Below are 22,949 nucleotides of genomic sequence, written 5' to 3' on the forward strand. Positions count from 1 at the left end.
CCGTGCCCGGCGGTCACCCCGCTCAGGCCACCCGGTACTGCTCGTCCCTGGCGTCGGTGATGAACATCTGGCCCGGCGCGTGGGTGATGGCGAACGGCGGCCGCGAGGCCATCACCGCCGCCTGCGGGGTCACCCCGCACGCCCAGAACACCGGGATGTCACCGGGCTCGGCGGCCACCGGATCACCGAAGTCCGGACGGTCGAGGTCGTCGATGCCGAGCCCCGTCGGCTCGCCGCAGTGCACCGGGCCGCCGTGCACCGCGGGCAGCAGCGAGGTCTCCCTGATCGCCGTGGCGAGGTGCTCGGGCGGCACCGGGCGCATCGACACCACCATGGGGCCGTGCAGCCGGCCCGCGGGCCGGCAGGGGCGCGCGGTCACATACATGGAGACGTTGCGGCCCTGCTCGATGTGGCGCATCGGGATGCCGGACTCGGTCAGCGCCCACTCGAAGGTGAAGCTGCAGCCGATGAGGAACGACACCAGGTCCTCGCGCCAGTGCCCGACCACGTCGGTGGGTTCGGCCACCAACTCGCCGTGCTCCCACACCCGGTAGCGCGGGAGATCCGTGCGCAGATCGGCGCCCGGGGCGAGCGGCGTGGTCCAGGAGCCGGCGTCCGTGACGTCGAGCACCGGGCAGGGCTTCGGGTTGCGCTGGCAGAACAGCAGCATGTCGTACGCCCAGTCGGCGGGGACGGAGATCAAGTTGGCCTGCGTGTGACCGGCCGCCCAGCCCGCGGTCGGCCCGCTCGCGCCAGAACGGAAGTGCGCGCGGGCCTGCCCGGGGTCCTCGAGCACGGTGGAGGCCCCGGTCACAGCAGCTCCTTGCCCCGCGTCTCGGGGAGCCCGAGCAGGGCGAGCACGGCGATGCCGTAGCCGATCGCACCGAAGACCAGCGCACCGCCGACGCCCCAGCTGTCCGCCAGGAAGCCGACCATGGTGGGGAAGACGGCGCCCACGGCGCGCCCGGTGTTGTACGTGAAGCCCTGGCCCGTGCCGCGCACGGCGGCCGGATAGAGCTCGCTGAGGAACGAGCCGAAGCCGCTGAAGATCGCCGACATACAGAAGCCGAGCGGGAAACCGAGCACCAGGAGAAGGCCGTTGGCGCCGTCGGGGATGTTTGTGTACGCCAGGATGCTGGCCGCGGAGAGGAACGCGAAGAGCGTGATGTTCCGTTTGCGGCCCAGCACATCGGTGAGATAGCCGCCGGCCAGATAGCCGATGAAGGCACCGGAGATGAGGAAGGTCAGGTACCCGCCGGTGCCGACCACGGTGAGTCCGCGCTCGGTCTTCAGGTAGGTGGGCACCCAGGTGGCGAGCGTGTAGTAGCCGCCCTGTACGCCGGTCGAGAGCAGCACGGCGAAGAGGGTGATCCGCAGCAGGCCGGGCTTGAAGATGGCGGTGAACGAGCCCTTGTCGGCGCTCTTCTGGCGTTCCGCGGCCGCTTCGGGGGCGTCGTGGACGTTGCGGCGTACGTAGACGACGAGCAGGGCGGGCAGGGCGCCGGTCCAGAACATCACGCGCCAGGCGATGTCCTCGTCCAGGAACTGGAACACCAGGGTGTAGACGATCACCGCGAGCGCCCAGCCGACCGCCCAGGCGCTCTGGATCGCGCCGAGCGTGCGGCCGCGGTTCTTGGCGGTGGCGTACTCGGCGACCAGGATCGCGCCGACCGCCCACTCGCCGCCGAAACCGAGGCCCTGGAGGGCGCGGAAGACCAGCAGCGTCTCGTAGTTGGGCGCGAAACCGCAGGCGACGGTGAAGACGGCGTACGTGATGACCGTGATCATCAGCGCCTTGACCCGGCCGATCCGGTCGGCGATGACGCCCGCGACGGCGCCGCCGATCGCGGAGACGACGAGGGTGACCGTGGTGAGCAGGCCGGTCTGGCCGCTGTCCAGGCCGAAGTACGCGGCGAGCGCGACCATGCTCAGCGGCAGCGTGAAGTAGTCGTAGGAGTCGAGGGCGTAGCCCCCGAAGGCGCCGGCGAAGGCGCGGCGGCCGCGCGGACCGAGGTCGCGCAGCCAGCCGAACGCGCCGCCGCTTTCGGGGAGTTCGGCCGCGGCGGGGCGTGTCTCGGTGGAGACGGCCTGGGGTGGAGGGGGCGTGCTCATGGGCACCTCGCAGGAGGGGGACGGAGGGTGCGGAGTGGGCCGAGCGTGTCGCGTGGGTCGGGTATCGCGGGCTTACGGAGCGGGTGGGGACCGTGCCGTGCCCGCCAAGGTAGAGGATCGTTGAACGATCCCTCAATACCCATGTTGTTTCGTTCTTGTATCTGCGATTGAATCCGGGCATGACCGAGGGAATCGCTGGCGCGAGCGGACTGGCCGACGACCGGGCGCTCCTGGGGCGCACGAGCACGGCGGAGCGGGTCTCGGACATCCTTCGCAGCCGGATCGCGGAGGGCTACTTCCCGCCCGGGGCGCGGCTGTCGGAGGACAGCATCGGCGGCGCCCTCGGCGTCTCGCGGAACACACTGCGCGAGGCCTTCCGGCTGCTCACGCACGAGCGACTCCTCGTCCATCAACTCAACCGCGGGGTATTTGTCCGAGTTCTCACCATTGAGGACGTGGAGGACATCTACCGCACCCGGCGCCTCGTGGAGTGCGCGGTCGTCCGTGGACTCGGTGCCCCGCCCTTCGCGCTCGACGGGCTCGCGGCCGCCGTCGCGGACGGCACCGAGGCGGCCCGCGAACGCGAGTGGAAGGGCGTCTCCACCGCCAACATCCACTTCCACCGCGAGCTGGTCGCGCTCGCCGGCAGCGCCCGCACCGACGAGGTCATGCGCAGCGTCTTCGCCGAACTGCGCCTGGCCTTCCACGTGGTGGACGATCCGCGACGCCTCCACGAGCCGTATCTCGTACGCAACCGGCAGATCCTCGACACCCTCCGGGCCGGGGACGCCGCCGAGGCCGAACGGCTGCTCGCGGAGTATCTGGACGACTCCCGCAACGGGCTCGTCGAGGTGTACGGACGCCTGGTGCCGACCGAGGCCTGAGCCGGTCGCTTCTGCGCCGTTTCGACCGTTGTCAGACCGAGGACCTAGTCTGTGCACCGTGACTTCGCCTGCCGTTACGGACACCGCTCCGCCCCAGCTCAGCGCGGGGCCGAGGCCCGCTCTGGGCCCGGCCGCCGACGAGGGCCTGGCGCGGCGGCTCCGCGCGCTCGCCTGCACGGCGCCGCTGCACGACCTGGACACGCGCAAGGCCAACCTGGCGGGCGAGTACACCGTGTACGCGATGGCGGAGGTGGCCCTCTCCGCCATCGACCTCGTCACGCTCAACATGGACTTCGACACCGGCGCCGACCATGAGCAGATAGTGGCCAGGCTGCTCCCGCGCGTCGCCGCGCAGGCCCCGCGCCGCCCAGCCGCCGAGCACGAGCGGGTGGCTCGCTGGGTCCTGGAGAACCTGATCAACGTCGGCAGCGTCGACCGCGGCTTCCGCGCCGTGTACGGCACCTTCGCGCCCGACGGCACCTATGTGCGCAGGGACTACGACTTCAAGCTGATCGAAGAGGTCCCCGGTTACGGGGGCGGCGTCTACCTCCGCACGACCGACGAGGCGGTCAACGTCCTGGTGGGCGCCCTCGACACGGACGTCACCAGCGCCCAGATCGCCGCCGAGGTGAAGCTGGAGGTCCTGATCAGCCGCGGCCGTCTCGCCGACGCCCAGCTCGCCGCCGAGCAGGCGCGCTATCGGACCGTGCAGTATTCGGAGACCCTCCGCAAGGCCCTCGACGCGACCCGGCGCAATGTCCGCGCGGTGGACTGGCTGCAGGCCGTCCCGGACATGATCGCCGAGGCGCTCGACCACGTCGCCGACCGCTACCGCCACGAGAACGCGATCCTGACGAACATCCGCAAGGCCCGCGACGAGTCCGAGGACCCCGAGCACAAGCGCCGCGCCGCCGAGCTGGTCGACATCGTCAAGGACTGCATCCGCCGCCATACGCAGCTGCAGTCCCGGCTCCTCGAAGCGGGGCCGCTGTTCCGCGCCGAGCAGGACCGCCAGGCCTTCGCGGCGCCCACCGCGCGCACCGGCCTCGACCTGTACGGGCAGCTCGTCGCGCCGCTCCTGCCGCTCCCGGTCGAGCAGGCGAGCCGCGTCACGGGTGCCTTCTTCGCGCGCGGGACGGGGCTGCGCACACCCGTCTCCGTACGGGTCGGGGACCTGGTCGACATACTGCTCACGCCGCCGCAGGAGCGCGAGCACCTGGGCGTGGAGATGCCCGAGCCCGACCTCATCGCGACGCCCGACGACAGCCGCTTCAGCGAGGAGCAGCTCGCCAGCGCCATGGAGCTGCTCGACCTGCCCGCCGACGCGCCCCGCCGCCTCTCCGGACTGCTCGCCGACGCCCGCGGCCGCGACGCCGAACTGCCCTATCTGGTCGCCCTCCTGGCCGTCCACGCGGCGAGCCCGCCGGTCGGCACGGCCTATCGCCAGGGCGAGGAGAAGCTCCTGTTCGCCGTGGACGACGGCACGGAGCTCGACGACCCGGAGTTCGGCGGCGCCGACCTCATCGTGGGCACGGCCCTGCTCGACGCCGCGGGCATGGCCGCCGACCGGACGGAGGCGGCGTGAGCACTCCCGCCACTCCCAGGACTTTCCCGTACGACGACCGCCGCAAGGAGCACAAGCCGTGACCGAGCACCCCGCAGAGCACGCCGCGTGGGGCGAGCCGGGTCCCCCGACGGCGCCTGCGGCGCCCGCCGCGACCGCGGCCGTCACCCCGGCCGACGCCGCCGACGCCGCGCGCCTTGTCGCCTTCGGCCTGCAGCCCAAGCTGCAGCCCGCCCGCGACCAGGAGTACGCCGAGCTCCTTCGCCGGTACCGCGAGGACCCGCCCTTCGCGCGGCTCGCCGACGCCGTCGCCGCCGGGCTCGGCCTGGTCGTCCTTGAGGTGTCCCCGCGCGCGGGCATGGCCGTGACCGCCGCAGAGGACTCCGTGTTCGCCGTCCGCATGGGCGACTACGCACGCAGGACCGCCGCCGACTCCACCGACCGCTTTCTGCACGGCCTCGCCCATCTCGCCGTCGCCGCCATGGCGTTCCCGCGCCCCGAGGACCTCGCCGACGACGGATACATCGGCCGGGTCACGGTCAACGGCGTGGACGCCTTCGTACGCCAGGCCTGCCACCGCCTGGAGGAGCGCGCCGAGGAGCAGGGCGAGAACACCGACCCGGCGACCGACGCCCCCGGCCTCGAAGCCGCCTGGCGGATCTGGGCGCGACGCAGCGCCACCGGCGCCACCAAGGACGCCCGCCGGCTCGCCGGTTCGACCACCGGGATCATCGGTAAGGCCGTCGCGTTCCTGACCGACTCCGGGTTCCTGCAGCGCACGGGCGACGACTCCGGCGGGACGTACCGCACCACCGCGCGCTATCAGCTGCAGGTCCGCGACATGGCGGGCGGCGCGGCCATGGCCGAGCTCCTGGAACTGGGCATCGTGCCCGTCACCGACGGCTCGGCGACCCTGCTGCCCCCCGACGACACCGACGACCTGGAACTGGCGGCCGACGCGGGCCTGCCGTTCCACTCCTGACGTCACCGCCCACTCCCGACGCCACCGCCGCCCTTAACTTCCTGCCGTTCCTCACGACTTACGACGAGAGTCCGCCGCCATGTACGAGCTGTCCCGGGTCCGCCTCTACTCCATCGGCCCCGCCGGTGCGCGCTACGCCGACACCGTGCTTGACCTGCGCGGCGTGGGCGCGGAGGTGCCCGACCCCGCGCCCGCCCAGGCGGAGTTCTTCGAGGAGGAGCCGGTCGGCCCGCCGCGCCGCCCGGCGCCCGCGGGCGTGCTCTTCCTGGAGAACGGCGGCGGCAAGTCCGTCCTGCTCAAGCTGATCTTCTCGGTGATGCTGCCGGGCCACCGCAACACGCTCGGCGGCGCCAGCTCCGGAGTCCTGCGCAAGTTCCTCCTCGCCGACGACTGCGGGCACGTCGCCCTGGAGTGGCAGCACACCCTGACCGGCGAGTGCGTCGTGGTCGGCAAGGTCAGCGAGTGGCGCGGGCGGCAGGTCTCCAACGACCCGCGCAAGTTCGCCGAGGCCTGGTACTCCTTCCGGCCAGGACCCGGTATGAGCCTGGACTCGCTGCCCGTCGCCGAGTCCACCGCCGTGCGGCCCCCCGCGGAGGGCGCGTCGGGCGCCCAGGGGCGGCGGCGCACCATGAAGGGCTTCCGTGACGCGCTGACCGAGGCGGTCAAGGCGTACCCCCACCTCGAAGTGCACTGGGAAGAGATCCACGACCGCTGGAACGAACACCTCGGCGACCTGGGCCTTGACCCCGAACTCTTCCGCTACCAGCGCGAGATGAACGCCGACGAGGGCGAGGCCGCGGGACTCTTCGCGGTCAAGAAGGACTCCGACTTCACCGACCTGCTGCTGCGCGCCGTCACGGACACCCGCGACACGGACGGCCTCGCCGACCTGGTCCATGGCTTCGGCAACAAGCTGGGGCGCCGCTCCGAGCTCATCGCCGAGCGGGACTTCACCGCCGGGTCCGTCGATCTGCTCGGGCGGATCGTCGACGCCGCCGAAACGCGGGCACGCGCGCGTGACGTGCACGCGGGCGCCGAGCGGCGCACCCGGACGCTCGCCCGCCGGCTCTCCGCGCGGGCCGTCGCCGAGCGGGGCCGCGCCGCCGAGCTCGCCGAACGGGTCACCGCGGCCGCGCACACCGTCACGACGGCCGAGCAGGCACGCGGCAGGTCCGCGCTCATCTCCGCCGAACTCGCCTTCCGGCACGCCTCGTTGGCGCTCACCGTCGCCGAGAAGGCCGCCGCCGCCCAACGTCGCGAGCTGGCCGACGCGCGTCAGCTGCACTCCGCCTGGCAGGCCGCCGAGGCCGTACTGCGCCACCGCGCGGCAGCCGACCGATCCGCGCGCGTGGCCGCCGCGATCCTGGAGGCCGAGCGGGACGCCGCGCCCGCGCTCGCCGCCCGCGCCAAGGCGGCGGCCGATCTCGTACGGGTCCTGCACACCGCGGCCGAGGGCGCCGAGTCGCTCGCCAACGAGGAGGAGGAGCGCTCGGCCGCACTCCAGGAGACCGGCGAGGCCGCCCACCGCGACGCCACCGCCGCCGCGACCGAGGCCCAGCGCGCCCGCAGCGAGGCCGGGCACCTGCGCCAGCGCCTGGCCGAGGTCGAGCAGGAGACCGCCGAGGCCGTCCGCGCGGGCTGGCTCGACGACACCGCCCCGGACGCCGACCCGGCGCGCGCGGCACTGGCCGCCAGCGACGCCGAGAAGACCGCGGTCGCCGCCTGGGAGACCACCCGCGAGGCCGCGCTGCGCTCCGCCGAGCACGCCAAGGAGGCGGGCGCCGCCGAGGCCCGCGCCGAACTCACCGCGGCCCGCGCGTCGGACGCCGCGGACGCCGCCGAGCACGCGTACGACGCCGAGCGCGGGGCCGCCGAGTCGATCGCCGCCGACGAGCGCCTCGCCGAGCTGCTCGGGCTGCCGGGTGGGGGATCCTCAGGAGGGGTGCCGCAGCCCCGGCAGGGGGTGCGGGGCGGCGTGGGTACGGACGGCAACGGGACCGCGCACTCCGGCGACGCCACCGGCGAAGGCTCCCCGGCGGACGAGGCCCCCGGCTCCGCCGCTGCGCGCGGCGCGGCCGCGGGGTCCGGCATGGGCGGCGGCTCCAGCGCCACCGCGGGCTCCGCCACCGCGGGCTCCGCCGCTGCGACCGGCTCGGCCGCGGCGGCGAGCGCAGGCACCCTCACTCATTCCCCGGCCGAAGGCCCTCTCTCCGTAGCGGAGTTGGACCGCAGCGCCGACGACCTGCGCACGCTCCTCGAGGACGGCGTCGGCTCCGCCGAGCGGCAGCTCTTCGAGCTGCGGACCGCCGCCGCCGACGACTCCCGCATCCTGGGCGCCCTCGGTGACGGCGGACTGCTGCCGCCGGGCCCCGACGTCCTGGCCACCGTCGAGTTCCTCGGCGAGCACGGCATCCCCGCGCTGCCCGGCTGGCGCTATCTGGCCCAGGCCGTCGACCCGGTCGACCACGCGCGCGTGCTCGCCGCCCGGCCCGAGCTGGTCGACGGCGTCGTCATCACCGACCCGGCCACCCACGCACGCGCCCGCGAAGCCCTCGACGGTGCCGCACTGCTGCCCCGCTCCGCGGTCGCCGTCGGCACCGCCGCGGCCCTCCTCGCCCCCACGCCGAGTGGCGAGGCAAGCGACGGGGGAGTCTTCCTCGTACCGCCGAACCCCGCCATGCACGACGAGCACGCCGCTGACGAGGAGCGGCAGACGCTGCGCGCACGGGCCGCGCGGCGAGACGAGGAGATCAGGGCGCTCGCCGTCCGCCTCGCCAAGGACCGTGAGCTCGCCGCGCGCATCGCCTCCTGGCGCACCGGCTGCCCGGCGGGACGGCTCGACGAGCTGGCCGCCGCCGCACGGGGCGCCCGCGCCTTCGCCGAGGAGGCCGAGGCGGAGCTCGCCGAGGCCCGGAGCATCCGCGCCGAGGCCGACGAGGCGGCCGCCGAAGCGGCACGCGTGCGTGACGAGCGGCAGGAGGCCGCCCAGCGCGCCCGCCGCGTCGCCGACGCCCTGGCGGGGCTCGCCTTCCGGCTCCGCGAGCGGGCCGGCTGGCAGACCAAGCTGCGCGAACTCGCCGACGACGCCATCGAGTCGGAGTCCCGCGCCCAGACCTGCCTGGACCGCGCCCGCGCCGCCGACGAGGACCGCCGCGCCGCCCAGCGCGCCGCCGACGACGCCCGCCGCACCTCCCGCGCCCTGCGCGCCGAACGTGCCGAGATCGCCGGCGCCCCCGAGGACGTGCCGGAGGGCACCGACGCCCCCAAGGCCTCGCTGCCCGCCCTGCGCGAGGCCTACCGCGCCGCGTCCCAGCTCTACGAAAAGGTCGGCGTCGGCGCCGACCTGCGCGCCGAGCAGGCCCGCGCGGAGAGCGACGAGAGCGGCGCCCTCGCCGAACTCGACCGGCTCAGCAACAAGGTCCGCACCCGCGCCGCCCTGCTCCTCGAAGGCACGGACGGCTCCGACGGACCGTCCCGGCAGGCCGCTTCCGCCCGCGCGGAAGCCCAGGTCCAGCTCATCGAGACCCGCGCGTCCACCGCGAGCGAGCAGCTCGGCAGGCTCCGCGGCGAGGCCGAGCGGCTCGCCCCCGAGGACGGCGACGCGCACACCGAGCTCCCCGAAGACCTCGTGCCCGCCGACGCCGAGCAGGCGCAGAGTCTCCTGCGCACCGCCACCGGCGAACTGGCCGCCCACACCGATGCGCTGACCCAGGCCAAGGACGCGCACGCCGCCCTGCTGCACTCCCACCGCGCCACCGAGGACGCCGCAGGCGGCTTCGATGAAACGGCCGCGCTCCTGCGTGACCTGCTGCGTGAGCATCAGGACGAGGAGGGGGCCGAAGAGCCCGAGCCGTTCCCCGGCTCCCTCGAAGAGGCTCGCCAGTCGGCGGCCGAGACCCGCCGCTCGCTGCGCGGCTGCTCCGCCGACCTCTCGGCCGCCGAGGCCGCCGTCCGCGAGGCCAGCGACATCCTCGTACGCCATGCGAACTCCACCCGCTACGAGCAGGTACGCACCCCCGCCCGCCAGCAGATCCGCGAACTGCCCGCCTCCGCGCTGCCGGAGCACGCCAAGAAGTGGGCGGACGCCTTCGCGCCCCGGCTGCGCGTCCTCACCGACGAGTTGGAGCAGCTGGAGCGCAACCGCGACAGCATCGTCGACCGGCTGCGCGGCTTGGTCGAGTCCTCGCTCGCGACGCTCCGTTCCGCGCAGCGCCTCTCCCAGCTGCCCGAGGGCCTGGGGGAGTGGTCGGGCCAGGAGTTCCTGCGGGTCCGCTTCGATGAGCCCGACCAGACGACGCTGACCGAGCGCCTCGGCGAGGTCATCGACGAGGCCACGCGGGCGGCCGTGAAGAAGAACTCCGATCTGCGGCGGGACGGCATGTCCTTGCTCCTTCGCGGAGTTCAGGCCGCCCTGGAGCCGCGCGGCATCGCCGTGGAGATCCTCAAGCCGGACGCGGTGCTCCGTGCCGAGCGGGTGCCCGTCGGGCAGATGGGCGACGTGTTCTCCGGCGGCCAGCTGCTCACCGCGGCCATCGCCCTGTACTGCACGATGGCCGCGCTGCGCAGCAACGACCGGGGCCGCGACAAGCACCGGCACGCCGGCACGCTGTTCCTCGACAACCCCATCGGCCGAGCCAACGCGACGTATCTCCTGGAGCTCCAGAGGGCCGTGTCGGACGCGCTCGGTGTGCAGCTGCTCTACACCACGGGCCTGTTCGACACGACCGCGCTCGCCGAGTTCCCGCTGGTCATCCGCTTGCGCAACGACGCCGATCTGAGGGCGGGCCTGAAGTACATCAGCGTCGAGGAGCACCTGCGGCCGGGCCTGCCGCAGCAGGACCCGGCCGAGGAGACGGTGCACGGGGAGATCACGGCGACGCGGATGTACAAGAGGCCCGCGACAGCTTCTTAGGACAGGACGACTTCTTAGGAGCAGGACGACTTCCTAGGACAGCCGCTCCGCCAGCCACTGGTGGAAGATCCCGATGTGATGCTCGGTGGGCACCAGCACCCCGCCCCCGCGATAGGCGCGTGACGCCATCGCGGGCTGGGTGCGCTCGCAGGCCGCGAAGTCCTGTTCGTTGACCCGGTGGAAGAGCTCGACGGACTTGCCGAGATCGGCGCCGGAGGCGACGACGTCGGGTGCGTACAGCCAGTCGCACTCGACGACCGTGCGGTCCTCGGCAAGGGGGAACATCCGGTGCAGGATCACATGGTCGGGGACGAGGTTCACGAAGACGGTCGGCTTGATGGTGATCGCGTAGTAGCGGCGGTCCTGGTCGTCGGCGACGGAGGGCAGCCGGCCGAAGCCCGCGCTGCCGTCGACGGTGAATCCCCTGACCTCGTCGCCGAACGAGGCGCCGTGGCCTACGTAGTACTGGGCGGCGAACCCGTCGGCGAACTCCGGCAGGACCTCGGTCAGTTCGGGGTGGATGGTCGCGCAGTGATAGCACTCCATGAAGTTCTCGACGATGAGCTTCCAGTTGGCGCGCACGTCGTACGTGACGCGCTTGCCGAGGGCGAGCCCCTCGGTCCCGTACCGCTCGATGGACGCCGCGTCGCCCAGCCGCTCCACCGCCGCCCCGACGACGGTCTCCTCGAAGGAGGGCGGCTCATCGGCCAGGCACACCCAGGCGTAGCCGAGCCACTCCCGCAGGGCGACCTTGACCAGGCTGTACGCGGTTCGGTCGACGTCGGGCATCTTCACCAGGTTGGGCGCGGCGATCAGCTTGCCGTCGAGGTCGTACGTCCATGCGTGGTACGGGCATTGCAGGTTGCGGCGCACCTCGCCCGACTCCTCGGTGCAGAGGCGGGCGCCACGGTGCCGGCAGATGTTCAGGAAGGCCCGCAGCTCCCCGGTGCGGGACCTGGTGACCAGGACGCTCTCGCGGCCGATCTGGACGGTGCGGTAGGCGCCGGGCTTGTCGAGGTCGGCGGAGCGCACCGCGCAGAACCAGAGGGACTCGAAGACGCGCTCCTGCTCCTGCCGGAAGATCTCCGGATCCGTGTAGAAGTGGCCCGGCAGCGTCGAGACGAGGCTGTCGGAGATGGGGGTCGTCGTCACGGTGGCGTACTCCTCCAACGGCGGACAGGCGGTCATCGGCGGATGCGGGTCATCTTCGGGTCGAACAGCGGCTCCTCGGCGACGGTCGCGGGAACCTTCTCGCCGAAGTACTCGATGTGCGTGCCGGTGCCCGCCTCCAGCGGCGGCAGCCAGGCGTACGCGACGCAACGGCCCAGCGTGTAGCCGTACGAGGCGCTGGTGACATACCCGGCGGGGACCCCGGCCCCGTCGATGGACACGGGCTCCTTCCCGAGGACGACGGCGGCCGGGTCGTCGAGCAGCAGCGCGGTGAGCCTGCGCTCCGGGGTCCCCTTCGCCTCCAGAGCCGAACGCCCCATGAAATCGCCCTTGTTCATCCGGACGGCGAAGCCGACGCCCGCCTCGTACGGGTCGTGCTCGGTGGTCATGTCGTGGCCCCAGGCGCGGTAACCTTTCTCCAGGCGCAGGCTGTTGAACGCGGACCGTCCCGCGGCGATCACGCCGTGCCGCTGCCCCGCCTCCCAGAGTGTGTCCCAGAGCCGGAGTCCGGTGTCGGCGCCGGTGTACAGCTCCCAGCCCAGCTCGCCGACGTACGACAGGCGCATCGCCGTCACCGGGACATGCCCGATGTACGTCTCCTTGGCCTTGAAATAGCCGAACCCCTCGTGTGAGAAGTCGTCGCGGGTGAGCGGCTGGACGAGCTCGCGGGCGAGCGGCCCCCACACGCCGATGCAGCAGGTGCCCGATGTGATGTCCCGCAGGTGGACGCCGTCCGGGGCGTGGCGCAGGAGCCAGTCCAGGTCGGCGGGGGAGTTGGCGCCCACCTGGAAGCGGTCGGGCGCGAGGCGGGCCACGGTGAGGTCGGACCGGATGCCGCCCGCCTCGTCCAGGAGCAGCGTGTACGTCACCGAACCGGGCTTCTTGGCCAGGTTGTTGGAGGTCATGCGCTGCAGGAAGTCGAGCGCTCCAGGGCCGGACGCCTCAAGGCGGCGCAGCGGCGTCATGTCGTAGAGGGCGACCTTCTCGCGCGTGGCCTTCGCTTCGGCGGCCGCGATCGGCGACCAGTGGCGGGCCGACCAGGCGTCGCGCTCGGGTACCTCGACGCCCGCGGCGAGCGGGGCGTTCGCCTCGTACCAGTGCGGACGCTCCCAGCCGCCGCCCTCCAGGAAGACCGCGCCGAGCTCCTGCTGACGGGCGTAGAAGGGACTGACCCGCAGCGGCCGGGGCTGCTCCATCGGCTGCAGCGGATGCAGGACGTCGTAGACCTCGACGAACTGCTGTGCGCCCCGGTCGGCGACGTACGCGGGAGAGCGCTGGGCGTCCTCGAAGCGCGTGAGATCACAGTCGTGTACGTCGATGGAGGGCCGCCCGTCGACCATCCACTCCGCGACGGCCTTCGCGACACCCGCGGAGTGCGTCACCCACACCGCCTCGGCCAGCCAGAAACCGCGCAGCGCACGGGATTCGCCGAGCACCGGCATGCCGTCCGGGGTGAAGGAGAAGACGCCGTTGAAGCCCTCGGCGACCTCGGTGTCGCGCAGCGCCGGCAGCAGCCAACGGCAGTCCTCCCAGCTCGGCGCGAAGTCCTCCTCGGTGAAGGGGTACGAGGACGGCATCTCATCGGCGTCGTCGTACGCCGGGACGGTGAACGCGTCGACGGGCAGCGGCCGGTGGGCATAGGAGCCGATGCCGATGCGGTCGGTGTGCTCGCGGAAGTACAGATCGCGGTCCTGGAAGCGCAGGATCGGCCTCGACGCCTCCGTGCGCGGGTCGTTGACGCCCGCGAGCCCGGGCAGCGGCTCCGTCTTCGCGTACTGGTGCGCGAGGGGGAGCAGCGGTATGTCGATCCCGGCCATCCGCCCGATCACCGGGCCCCAGAAGCCGGCGGCCGACACCACGTGGTCGGCGGGGAAGGTGCCCCGGTCGGTGACGACGGCGGTGACGCGGCCACCTGTGGGGCCGTTGGGGCCGTCCTCCCGCTCGATGCCCGTCACGGTGTGCCGGTCGAGAAAACGGGCTCCACGCGCGCGTGCCCGCTCGATCTGCGCGCGGCAGGCGAGCACGGCGCGGGCGAGCCCGTCGTCGGGGGTGTGCAGACCGCCGATGACCCGGCTCTCGTCGATGAGCGGCCACATCTCCTTGCACCGCGCGGGCGAGACCAGTTCCGCTCGGATCCCCCAGGACGCGGCGTATCCGGCCTTGCGGTGCAGGTCGGCCCAGCGTTCGTCGGTGGTGGCGAGTTCGAGGCCGCCGACCGGGTTGAAGCAGGAGAGGCCGTCCACTTCGAGGGACCCGAACTTCTGGACCGTGTACGTCGCGAAGGCGGTCAGCGTCTTGGACGGTCCCGTCTGGAAGACGAGCCCGGGGGCGTGCGACGTGGAGCCGCCGGGGGCGGGCAGCGGCCCCTGTTCGAGGACGGTGACGTCGGTCCAGCCGCGGGCGGTCAGCTCGTCGGCGAGGGAGCAGCCGACGATGCCGGCGCCGATGACGACGACGCGGGGAGCTGTGGTCTGCGTGGTCACAGGACCACCACCGAACGCAGGACCTCGCCGCGCCGCATCCTGCCGAACGCCTCCTCGACCTGGTCGAGCGCGATGGTCTCGGAGACGAATCCGCCCAGGTCGAGCCTGCGGCTGAGGTACTGGTCGATGAGGATCGGGAAGTCACGGCTCGGCAGGCAGTCGCCGTACCAGGAGGATTTGAGGGCGCCGCCGCGCGAGAACAGGTCGATCAGCGGCAGGTCGATCGTCATCTCCGGGTCGGGCACGCCGACCTGGACAAGGACGCCCGCGTGATCGCGCATGTAGAAGGCCTGTCTGTACGTCTCCGGGCGGCCGACCGCGTCGATCGCGACGTCGACGCCGAAGCCGCCGGTCAGCTCGCGCACTGCGTCGACGGGGTCCGTGCCGCGGGAGTTGACGGTGTGCGTGGCGCCGAACCGGGTCGCGCCGTCGAGCTTGCCCTCGTCGATGTCGACGGCGATGACGCGGCGGGCCCCGGCGAGCGAGGCGCCGGCGATCGCGGCGTTGCCGACCCCGCCGCAGCCGATGACGGCCACGGTGTCGCCGCGGCCGACCCGGCCGGTGTTCACGGCGGCCCCGTACCCGGCCATCACCCCGCAGCCGATGAGCCCGGCGGCCTCGGGGCGGGCCGCCGGGTCGACCTTCACCGCCTGCCCGGCGGCGACCAGGGTCTTCTCGGCGAAGGCGCCGATGCCGAGGGCGGGGCTCAGGGGGGTGCCGTCCAGGAGGGTCATCGGCTGGGCGGCGTTGCGCGAGTCGAAGCAGTACCAGGGGCGGCCGCGCAGACAGGAGCGGCAGGCTCCGCAGGGGGCGCGCCAGGCGATGACCACGTAGTCGCCGGGGCGGAGATCGGTGACGTCGTCGCCGACCGCCTCGATGGTGCCGGCCGCCTCATGGCCGAGCAGGAACGGGAAGTCGTCGTTGATCGCGCCCTCCCGGTAGTGCAGATCCGTGTGGCAGACCCCGCAGGCCTGCACGGAAACGAGTACCTCTCCCGGTCCGGGATCTGGCACGACGATCGTCTGCACCTCGACGGGTGCGCCCTTCTTCACGGCGACGACGGCACGGACCTCGTGTGGCACGGCCAGGCTCCTCTGCTGTTGCGCACTGCACGACGGGTTGCGCTATGAGAGACATAGTGAGAACGCCATCAAGAGGCCGTCAAGGGGTTGGAGTTAAGCCTCGGAAAATCGGCCGGGCACGGCGAAACACGATCGACACGCGACCGGGGCGGATGCGGATTCGTGACGGGGGCGCGTGCGGGAACGCGACGGCGCTTGTGCCGAAACGCGACGAGGGCGCGCGCGGAACGCGACGAGGGCGCGTGCGGAAACGTGGCGAGGGCGCGTGCGGAACGCGACGAGGGCGGAACCAGGAATCCCCGGTTCCGCCCTCGTCCTCCGTGTCCAGTACGGGTCCCTCAGAAGCCGTAGCCCATCCGCCGCGAGAGCTCCACCGCCGCGACGACCGTGCGCTTGGCGAGCTCGGTCAGCCGTTCGTCGGTCAGGCGGTACACCGGCCCCGACGCGCTGAGCGCCCCGATGACCTTGCCGTCGTGCGCGCGCACCGGGGCGGCGACGGCGGCCAGGCCCACCTCCAGCTCCTCCACGGCGATGGCGTACCCCTGCTCGACGACGGCCTCCAGCTCGCCGCGCAGCGCCACCGTGCCGGTGACCGTGTGCTCGGTCAGGCGCGGCAGCGTACGGGCGACAAGCCCCTCGCGCAGCGTCGTCGGCAGGTGGGCCAGAAGGATCTTGCCGCTGGACGTGGCGTGCAGCGGAGTGCGTCTGCCCAGCCAGTTCTGCGCGGTCACGGACGCCGGGCCGCGGGCCTGCATGATGTTGACCGCGGCGTCGTCGTCGAGGATCGCGATGTTGACCGTCTCGCCCAGCTCGTCGGCGAGCTCACGGCAGACCGGGCCGCCCTCCTGGGAGATGTCCAGACGCACTGCCGCCGCCCCCGCGAGGCGCAGTACGCCGGCGCCCAGGAAGTACTTGCCGCGGTCCTTCGCCTGGCCGACCAGACCGCGGTTCTCCAGGACGCCGAGGAGCCGGAAGGCCGTCGACTTGTGCACCCCCAGCTCGTCGGCGATCTCGGTGACCCCGGCCTCGCCGAGCCGGGCGAGTATCTCCAGGACGCTCACGGCGCGGTCCACGGACTGGACGGACCCGGGGGCCGCCTTCTGCTGCTTCTCGCGTGACTCCCCGGGCTCGTTCTCGGGCGGCTCCTCGTTCTGATCAGGCTGTTTCCGCGTACGGGTCATATCTCAACTCTCACCACCTTGCGGCCTCTTGAAGCCGCATCTGCGGGAAGCCCTTGACGCGGTGGGCGTCCCGCCCGGATTCTGTTGCGCATAGCGCTCCCTCGTGCGCCATGTGAAACATCATGTTACCGAAGGGTCCTGTACCGAGAAGGTCTCAGGACCGGGCCAGCGAGATCTACGAGAGAGATCAAGAGAGGGGGGCCCATGATTCCCGTCTGCCGCCTTGAAGACCTCCCCGTGGGCGAATCCGTCCGTGTCGACACCACACCGCCCATCGCGGTGTTCAACGCCGAGGGCGAGATCTACGCCATCGACGACACCTGCAGCCACCAGGACGCCTCTCTCTCCGAGGGGTGGCTCGAAGGCTGTCTGGTCGAATGCCCGCTGCATGCCGCCTCATTCGATCTCCGTACCGGGCAGCCGACCTGCCTGCCGGCACGCCGCGCCGTGCGCACCCACCGGGTGAGCGTCGACGACGGAACGATCCATGTCCACCTGGCAGCCGAGGAGGGCTCCGCCGCATGAGGACCATCACCGTGGTGGGCGCCTCGCTCGCCGGGCTCTACGCGGCGCGTGAGCTGCGCGCCCAGGGATTCGACGGCCGGCTCGTGATCGTCGGCGACGAGCCGCACCAGCCGTACGACAGGCCCCCGCTCTCCAAGGACTTCCTCACCGGCAGGTCGGGCGAGGCCCAGCTGGCCCTCACCGACGGCGAGGAGACGGCCGAACTCGCCGCCGAGTGGCTGCTCGGGACGCGCGCCCGCGGCCTCGACCCGCGCGGCCGCACCGTCCTCCTCGACGACGGCAGGACCGTCCCGAGCGACGGCGTGGTCATCGCCACCGGGGCGTCCGCCCGCCGTCTGCCGGGGCCCGGCCTCGCGGGCGTGCACACGCTGCGCACGCTGGACGACGCCCGCGCCCTGCGCGCCGAACTGGCCGCAGGACCGCAGCGGGTCGTCGTGATCGGCGGGGGATTCATCGGCGCCGAGACCGCGTCCTCGTGCGTGGCGCTCGGGCACGACGTGACGGTCGTCGAGGCCGCTCCGCTGCCGCTGCTCCCGCAACTCGGCCCGGAGATGGCCGCGGTGTGCGCGGGACTGCACGCACGCGGCGGCACGACGCTGCTGACCGGCACGGGCGTGGCGGCATTGCGCGGCGACACCGCCGTCCGCGCGGTGGAGTTGTCCGACGGCAGGCTGCTCCCCGCCGACGTGGTCGTCGTCGGCATCGGGGCCACCCCCAACACCGGCTGGCTCGCGGGCTCGACCCTCGCCCTGGACGACGGGGTCCTCTGCGACGACGGCTGTGTCACCGGGCTGCCGCACGTGGTCGCCGTGGGTGACGTGGCCCGCGTCGGCGGCAAGCGCGCCGAGCACTGGACGAGCGCCACCGAGCAACCCCGCGTCGCCGTACGCAACTTGCTGGCCGCGAGCACCGTCGAAACGGTCCGCCCGCTGCCGTACTTCTGGTCCGACCAGTACGGCTCCCGCATCCAGTTCGCGGGCCTGCGGCGGGCCGACGACACCGTGCGCCTGGTCGAGGGCTCGCCGGACGAGGGCGGCTTCCTCGTCGCGTACGAGCGGGAGGGGCGGACCACGGCGGTCCTCGCCGTCGACCGGCCACGCCCGTTCATGCGGATGCGACGCGCACTGGCGGCGGGCGCCGCGGAGCCGGCGGGGGTGCCTGCCGGGGTGTGAGCGGCTGGGGGCGGCCCTCGCCCCTTCGGCCCCTCAGGAAGGGGACAGCTCAGGAATGGGACAGCTGCCCCGCCCCGCCCCGACTCCGTATGCGCTCCTTGCCGCGCGCCGCGGCCCGCGCCTGCCTGCGGGCCCGGCGCCGCTCACGCCGCAGCCTGCGTGCCGTGCTGCTGGGCACCGACACCACTCCGTGCCGCTGGTTGTACACCTGCCGAGTCACCCACACGTCGAGCACGCCCCAGGTGGCGACCACGGTGCTGGCCACACTGCTGAGCACCATCGGGAAGGACAGCCAGGATCCCGCCAGCGCGCTCAGGAACGCGATCATCGCCTGTATCAACGTCAGCGACACGATGATGACGGCGCGCACGGCGGCCGTACGCACCGGATCCGGTAGCCGCCGCCTGCGTGCCGGCTCCTCGATCCACAACTCCCTGCGACGCTCGCCGTCATCACCGACCGCGCCGTACGACTCCTCCGAAGCCGCGCCGTACGACTCCTCCGCAGCCGCGTCGTCCCGACGCCCGCCGTGCTGCTGCTCAGGCGCCCGCTGGCGCTCCGCCGTGCCCATCAACTCGTCACTCCCCCCGCTGCCCCGTGGCCCACTCGCTGAGATGTCATCGGACCTGGCCCCTCAGTGGCTGCCCGAAATGCTCGGCTTTACGCCACCTCGGCACGGCATGCGGTCTCGGCGCACGCTGTCCTCAACTCCCTTACTGACAGACGAACGAGCGCCCCGGAAGATTCCCGAACGGCTTCGGCAAAGCGAAGAGATCCGGCCAACTGGGCACATCCGCAAGGGGGATTGTGCCCAGTGGCATGTGCCACACGCGGGATGCAATCTCCCGTAATGGAGGGACAACTTCGGACGTCTCTTTCGCGTCACGGCTGAAATCCGTCCGGACGTGCCTTCGAGTTGCCCCTGGGTCGGTAGTAGGCTCACGCCGTTTGTTGACGCACATGTGTGCCCCTGGCCATAGCGCGGCCGCAGGGGGCCGATCTGGGGGAGGCCATGCGCTTTCGCGGGAAGTCCATCCGCCGGAAGATCGTGGCATTGCTGCTGGTGCCGCTCATTTCGCTGACCGCGTTGTGGGGCTTCGCCACCTACGTCACCGGTCAGTCGGCCAAGAATCTGATCGACGTCGCGAACCTCGTCGACACGATCGGCTACCCGGTCGACGACACCGCCCAGGTCGTCCAGCAGGAGCGCCGCCAGACCCTCGTCTATCTCGCCGACCCCCGGGCCTCCGACGCGCTCGCCGCGCTGCGCCGCAGCCGCGCCGCCACCGACGACATGGTCGCCCAGGTGAGGCAGCGGGCCAAGGACCCGGACGTACGCGACGGGGTGTCCGGACAGTCCGCCGACCGGCTCGCCTCGATCCTCGACGCCTTCGACGGCATCGAGTCGCTGCGCCGCACGGTCGAAGAGGGCACCATCACCCGCGCCGGCGCGCTCAAGATGTACACGAAGCTGATCGACCCCTGCTACGGCTTCCTGATGACCCTCCAGGGCCTCGACGACGCGAAGCTCGACCGGCAGGGCCGCGCTCTCGTCGGAGTGGCACGCGCGCGTGAACTGCTCTCCCGCGAGGACGCGTTGCTCGGCTCCGCGCTCGTGGCCCGCCGCGTCACCAAGGCCGAGATCCGGGAGATCGCCGACCTGCGGGCCCAGCGCACGCTGCTGTACGAGGTCAGCCTCGGCCAGCTGCCCGAGGACGAGCGAGGCCACTACGAGCGCTACTGGAACGGCGCCGAGACGACCCAGCTGCGGGGCGCCGAGAAAGCCGTGGCCGAGTCCGCGGCCGGCACGCCGCGCGTGGTCACTTCGGCGCGCTGGGACGCCGCGGCGGGCAAGGCGCTCAAGGACCTCGCCGAACGCGGCGACGCGGCGAGCGACCGCCTGCAGGAGCGCGTCGAGCCGGTGGCCGTCGGCGTGATCATCCGGGTCGCCGTAGCCGGTGTGTTCGGTCTGCTCGCGCTGCTGTTCTCGGTCTTCATGTCCCTGCGCATCGGCCGCAGCCTCGTCCGTGACCTGCGCCGACTGCGCCTGGAGGCCCACGAGGCGTCCGGCGTCCGGTTGCCCGGCGTGCTGCGCCGCCTCGCGGCCGGCGAACAGGTCGACGTGGAGACCGAGGCGCCCCGCCTGACGTACGAGAAGGACGAGATCGGCCAGGTAGGCCAGGCGCTCAACACCCTGCAGCGCGCCGCGGTCGAGGCCACCGTGAAACAGGCAGACCTGCGCCGCGGCGTCTCCGAGGTGTTCGTCAACCTCGCACGGCGCAGCCAGGTGCTCCTGCACAAGCAGCTCACCCTGCTCGACACGATGGAGCGCAGGACCGAGGACACGGACGAGCTCGCCGACCTCTTCCGCCTCGACCACCTGACGACCCGTATGCGGCGGCACGCCGAGGGTCTCGTGATCCTCTCCGGCGCCGCCCCCTCGCGGCAGTGGCGCAAGCCCGTCCAGCTCATGGACGTCGTCCGCGCAGCCGTCGCCGAGGTCGAGGACTACGAACGCATCGAGGTGCGCCGCCTGCCGCGCATCGCCGTCACGGGACCCGCGGTCGCCGACCTCACCCACCTGATGGCCGAACTCCTGGAGAACGCCACGGTGTTCTCGCCCCCGCACACCGCGGTGCAGGTCCTCGGGGAGCACGTCGCCAACGGCTTCACCCTGGAGATTCACGACCGGGGGCTCGGCATGGCCGCCGACGCGCTCCTGGACGCCAACCTCCGCCTCGCCGAGACCCCGGAGTTCGAACTCTCCGACACCGACCGGCTCGGCCTCTTCGTAGTGAGCCGCCTCGCCCAGCGACAGCGCGTACGCGTCTCCCTGCAGCCCTCTCCGTACGGCGGGACCACCGCCGTCGTGTTCATCCCCGAGACGCTGCTCACCGACGACGTACCGGACACGAACGGCATCGGATTCCGGCTCGACCGGCGGCAGGCCAAGGACGCCGTGAACCGCGACAAGGCGGGCGACAAGGCGGCGGCCCTCGGTCAAGTGCCCGTCCAGCTGCCCGGGTTGCCCGCGTCCATCCTCGACGGTCCGGTCGAGCTGGAGGCGCCCGTCGGCATGGCGGACCTCGACGGCTTCCCCGGAGCCCTGGGGGACGAGGACAGCGAGCGCGGCGGCCTCTTCCGCCCTCGCCGCCGCGTCGCCGGGGTCCCCGGAGACGAGCAGCACCAGCAGGCCCGCGACGAGCGGGAGGCCGGCCAGCGTGAACCCGTACGCCCCGACGACTCGCCCCCGGACGACGACCCCGCGGACGAGGGCCACCCCACCGATCCGGTGCCGCTGCCCCGCCGCAGGACCCCGAAGCTGGTCTCCTCGCACGGCCGCCCCGTGACGCACACCAGGAACCGGGGCACGGCCGCGGAGGACGAAGCGGCCCCGGAGAGCCCGGTGGGCCGCCCCCAGGGCGGCATCGCGGTGGAGAACACCCCCGTGGGACGTCCCCAGGGCGGTGCCGTGAACGCCGATCTCCCGGTACGGGACAGCGGCTCCGACGCCGAGGGCGGCCCCCCCGAGCCGGTCGTTCCTGAGCTGCCGAGCCGGCTGCGCGGCCGTACCGCGACGGACGCCGTCGACCTGCCGCGCCGTCCCGAACCGCAGTCCGCCTGGCCCGATCTGTCGCCCCCGCACCGCGACGTCACCGCGTCCGACAAGACGCAGCCGGAGCTCCCCAGGCGCAGCCGGCGCGCGGAGCCCACGGAGACCCCAGTGCGCCCCGCGCCGTCACCCGACGCCGGACAAGTGCCCACCCAAGCTCCCGGCGGACTGCCCCGGCGCGTCCGTCAGGCCAACCTCGCGCCTCAACTGAAGGACGGTCCCGATCAGCGCCCGGAGCGCGCACCGACGGCCGGGACCAGGCCGCAGGAGCGCGACGCCGACGAGGTACGCAGCCGGATGGCATCGCTCCAGCGTGGCTGGCAGCGCGGCCGTGAAGAGAACGCCGCGGGCGACGACGCCTCCGACGGCACAGCACCAGGAACGACATCTGAGGGGGACGGTCGATGACCGCACCGAAGGCCGACGCACGCATCGCCATGCCCGGAGGATCGGGAGAGCTGAACTGGCTCCTCGACGACCTGGTGCAGCGGGTCGCCAGCATCCGCAGGGCGCTCGTGCTCTCCGGCGACGGCCTGCCGACCGGCGTATCGAAGGACCTGACCAGGGAGGACAGTGAGCATCTCGCGGCCGTCGCCTCGGGGTTCCACAGCCTGGCCAAGGGCGTCGGACGCCATTTCGAGGCGGGCAGGGTCCGCCAGACCGTGGTGGAGCTCGACGACGCCTTCCTCTTCGTCACGGCCGCGGGCGACGGCAGCTGTCTCGCTGTCCTCTCGGACGCGGACTCCGACGTAGGTCTGGTCGCGTACGAAATGACGCTGCTGGTCAAGAGGGTGGGTGTGCATCTGGGTTCGGCGCCGCGCACCGACCTGCCCACGGGAGGGTAGCGGGAGGGCATGAGCGAAGACGGTCAGGGGACACAGGGGACGCATCGCTGGTACGACGACGACGCCGGGCCCGTGGTGCGTCCCTATGCCATGACACGCGGCCGCACCACCAGTCCGGCCCAGCACCGCCTCGACCTGATCGCGGTCGTCATCGCCGAGGCCAGGGCCGACGACCCGGAGACCGACCAGACGCTGTCCCCGGAGCATGTGGACATCGTCGGGCTCTGCCGTGACAGCCCTCAGTCGGTCGCCGAACTGGCGGCCGAACTCGACCTTCCCATCGGCGTGATCCGGGTCCTCATCGGCGATCTCGTCGACGACGAACTGGTGCACGTGACACGTCCCGTACCCCCCGCGGAACTGCCCGACGAGAGTATTCTGCGCGACGTGATCAACGGCCTCCGGGCGCTCTGAACAGCGCGGA

The 22,949-nt window shown here is 72.6% G+C and carries 16 protein-coding genes; 9 read left to right on the plus strand and 7 right to left on the minus strand.

Annotated features, from left to right (window positions below):
- Window positions 1-22: 22 nt before the first annotated feature.
- Both OG453_RS18955 and OG453_RS18960 read right to left on the minus strand, forming a co-directional pair.
- Complete coding sequence (locus tag OG453_RS18955; protein ID WP_266869100.1) at window positions 23-814, minus strand: putative hydro-lyase; 792 nt, start codon at window positions 812-814, stop codon at window positions 23-25.
- Window positions 811-2,112, minus strand: coding sequence for an MFS transporter (locus OG453_RS18960; RefSeq protein WP_266869101.1), 1,302 nt, complete (start codon window positions 2,110-2,112; stop codon window positions 811-813). Before OG453_RS18960 ends, OG453_RS18955 begins: the two co-directional genes overlap by 4 nt.
- A gap of 179 nt (window positions 2,113-2,291) precedes the next feature.
- Here OG453_RS18960 and OG453_RS18965 point away from each other — a divergent pair, with 179 nt between their 5' ends.
- The 4 genes from OG453_RS18965 to OG453_RS18980 all read left to right on the plus strand — a co-directional run bounded on the left by OG453_RS18965 (window position 2,292) and on the right by OG453_RS18980 (window position 10,454).
- The gene (locus OG453_RS18965; RefSeq protein ID WP_266869102.1) at window positions 2,292-2,996 is read left to right on the plus strand and encodes a GntR family transcriptional regulator; all 705 of its coding nucleotides are present in this window, start codon (window positions 2,292-2,294) and stop codon (window positions 2,994-2,996) included.
- A gap of 58 nt (window positions 2,997-3,054) precedes the next feature.
- Window positions 3,055-4,581, plus strand: coding sequence for a hypothetical protein (locus OG453_RS18970; RefSeq protein WP_266869104.1), 1,527 nt, complete (start codon window positions 3,055-3,057; stop codon window positions 4,579-4,581).
- Window positions 4,582-4,639: 58 nt separating this feature from the next.
- Window positions 4,640-5,542, plus strand: coding sequence for a hypothetical protein (locus OG453_RS18975; RefSeq protein WP_266869105.1), 903 nt, complete (start codon window positions 4,640-4,642; stop codon window positions 5,540-5,542).
- Window positions 5,543-5,621: 79 nt separating this feature from the next.
- On the plus strand, window positions 5,622-10,454 hold the full coding sequence (locus OG453_RS18980) for a hypothetical protein (protein ID WP_266869106.1): 4,833 nt from the start codon (window positions 5,622-5,624) through the stop codon (window positions 10,452-10,454).
- 33 nt (window positions 10,455-10,487) lie between these two features.
- Here OG453_RS18980 and OG453_RS18985 read toward each other — a convergent pair whose 3' ends face one another.
- From OG453_RS18985 to OG453_RS19000, 4 genes are all read right to left on the minus strand, one after another.
- A complete protein-coding gene (locus OG453_RS18985; protein WP_266869107.1) occupies window positions 10,488-11,642 on the minus strand; it encodes an aromatic ring-hydroxylating dioxygenase subunit alpha in 1,155 nt (384 codons plus the stop codon).
- The gene (locus OG453_RS18990) at window positions 11,639-14,107 is read right to left on the minus strand and encodes an FAD-dependent oxidoreductase (protein WP_266869108.1); all 2,469 of its coding nucleotides are present in this window, start codon (window positions 14,105-14,107) and stop codon (window positions 11,639-11,641) included. Before OG453_RS18990 ends, OG453_RS18985 begins: the two co-directional genes overlap by 4 nt.
- Window positions 14,104-15,189: an S-(hydroxymethyl)mycothiol dehydrogenase gene (locus OG453_RS18995; RefSeq protein ID WP_266869109.1), complete on the minus strand. Its 1,086-nt coding sequence runs from the start codon at window positions 15,187-15,189 to the stop codon at window positions 14,104-14,106. The genes OG453_RS18990 and OG453_RS18995 overlap by 4 nt, the downstream gene beginning before the upstream one ends.
- Before the next feature lie 338 nt (window positions 15,190-15,527).
- A complete protein-coding gene (locus OG453_RS19000; RefSeq protein WP_266869110.1) occupies window positions 15,528-16,370 on the minus strand; it encodes an IclR family transcriptional regulator in 843 nt (280 codons plus the stop codon).
- Between the two features lie 204 nt (window positions 16,371-16,574).
- Between OG453_RS19000 and OG453_RS19005 the strand changes: the two genes are divergently transcribed.
- Window positions 16,575-16,895: a bifunctional 3-phenylpropionate/cinnamic acid dioxygenase ferredoxin subunit gene (locus tag OG453_RS19005; protein WP_266869112.1), complete on the plus strand. Its 321-nt coding sequence runs from the start codon at window positions 16,575-16,577 to the stop codon at window positions 16,893-16,895.
- Entirely contained in the window at window positions 16,892-18,067 is a 1,176-nt protein-coding gene (locus OG453_RS19010; RefSeq protein ID WP_266869113.1) for an NAD(P)/FAD-dependent oxidoreductase, read from the plus strand. Before OG453_RS19005 ends, OG453_RS19010 begins: the two co-directional genes overlap by 4 nt.
- A gap of 49 nt (window positions 18,068-18,116) precedes the next feature.
- Here OG453_RS19010 and OG453_RS19015 read toward each other — a convergent pair whose 3' ends face one another.
- Entirely contained in the window at window positions 18,117-18,638 is a 522-nt protein-coding gene (locus tag OG453_RS19015; RefSeq protein ID WP_266869114.1) for a hypothetical protein, read from the minus strand.
- A gap of 441 nt (window positions 18,639-19,079) precedes the next feature.
- Between OG453_RS19015 and OG453_RS19020 the strand changes: the two genes are divergently transcribed.
- The 3 genes from OG453_RS19020 to OG453_RS19030 are packed head-to-tail and all read left to right on the plus strand — an operon-like array spanning window position 19,080 to window position 22,939.
- Window positions 19,080-22,088 (plus strand): nitrate- and nitrite sensing domain-containing protein, encoded by a 3,009-nt coding sequence (locus OG453_RS19020; RefSeq protein ID WP_266869115.1) that lies wholly within the window; start codon window positions 19,080-19,082, stop codon window positions 22,086-22,088.
- Entirely contained in the window at window positions 22,085-22,525 is a 441-nt protein-coding gene (locus OG453_RS19025; protein ID WP_266869116.1) for a roadblock/LC7 domain-containing protein, read from the plus strand. The genes OG453_RS19020 and OG453_RS19025 overlap by 4 nt, the downstream gene beginning before the upstream one ends.
- Window positions 22,526-22,534: 9 nt before the next feature.
- The gene (locus OG453_RS19030) at window positions 22,535-22,939 is read left to right on the plus strand and encodes a DUF742 domain-containing protein (RefSeq protein WP_266869117.1); all 405 of its coding nucleotides are present in this window, start codon (window positions 22,535-22,537) and stop codon (window positions 22,937-22,939) included.
- The last annotated feature ends 10 nt before the right edge of the window (window positions 22,940-22,949 follow it).

Origin of the sequence: Streptomyces sp. NBC_01381 (genome assembly GCF_026340305.1) — a bacterium.
In the GTDB taxonomy this organism is placed as follows: domain Bacteria; phylum Actinomycetota; class Actinomycetes; order Streptomycetales; family Streptomycetaceae; genus Streptomyces.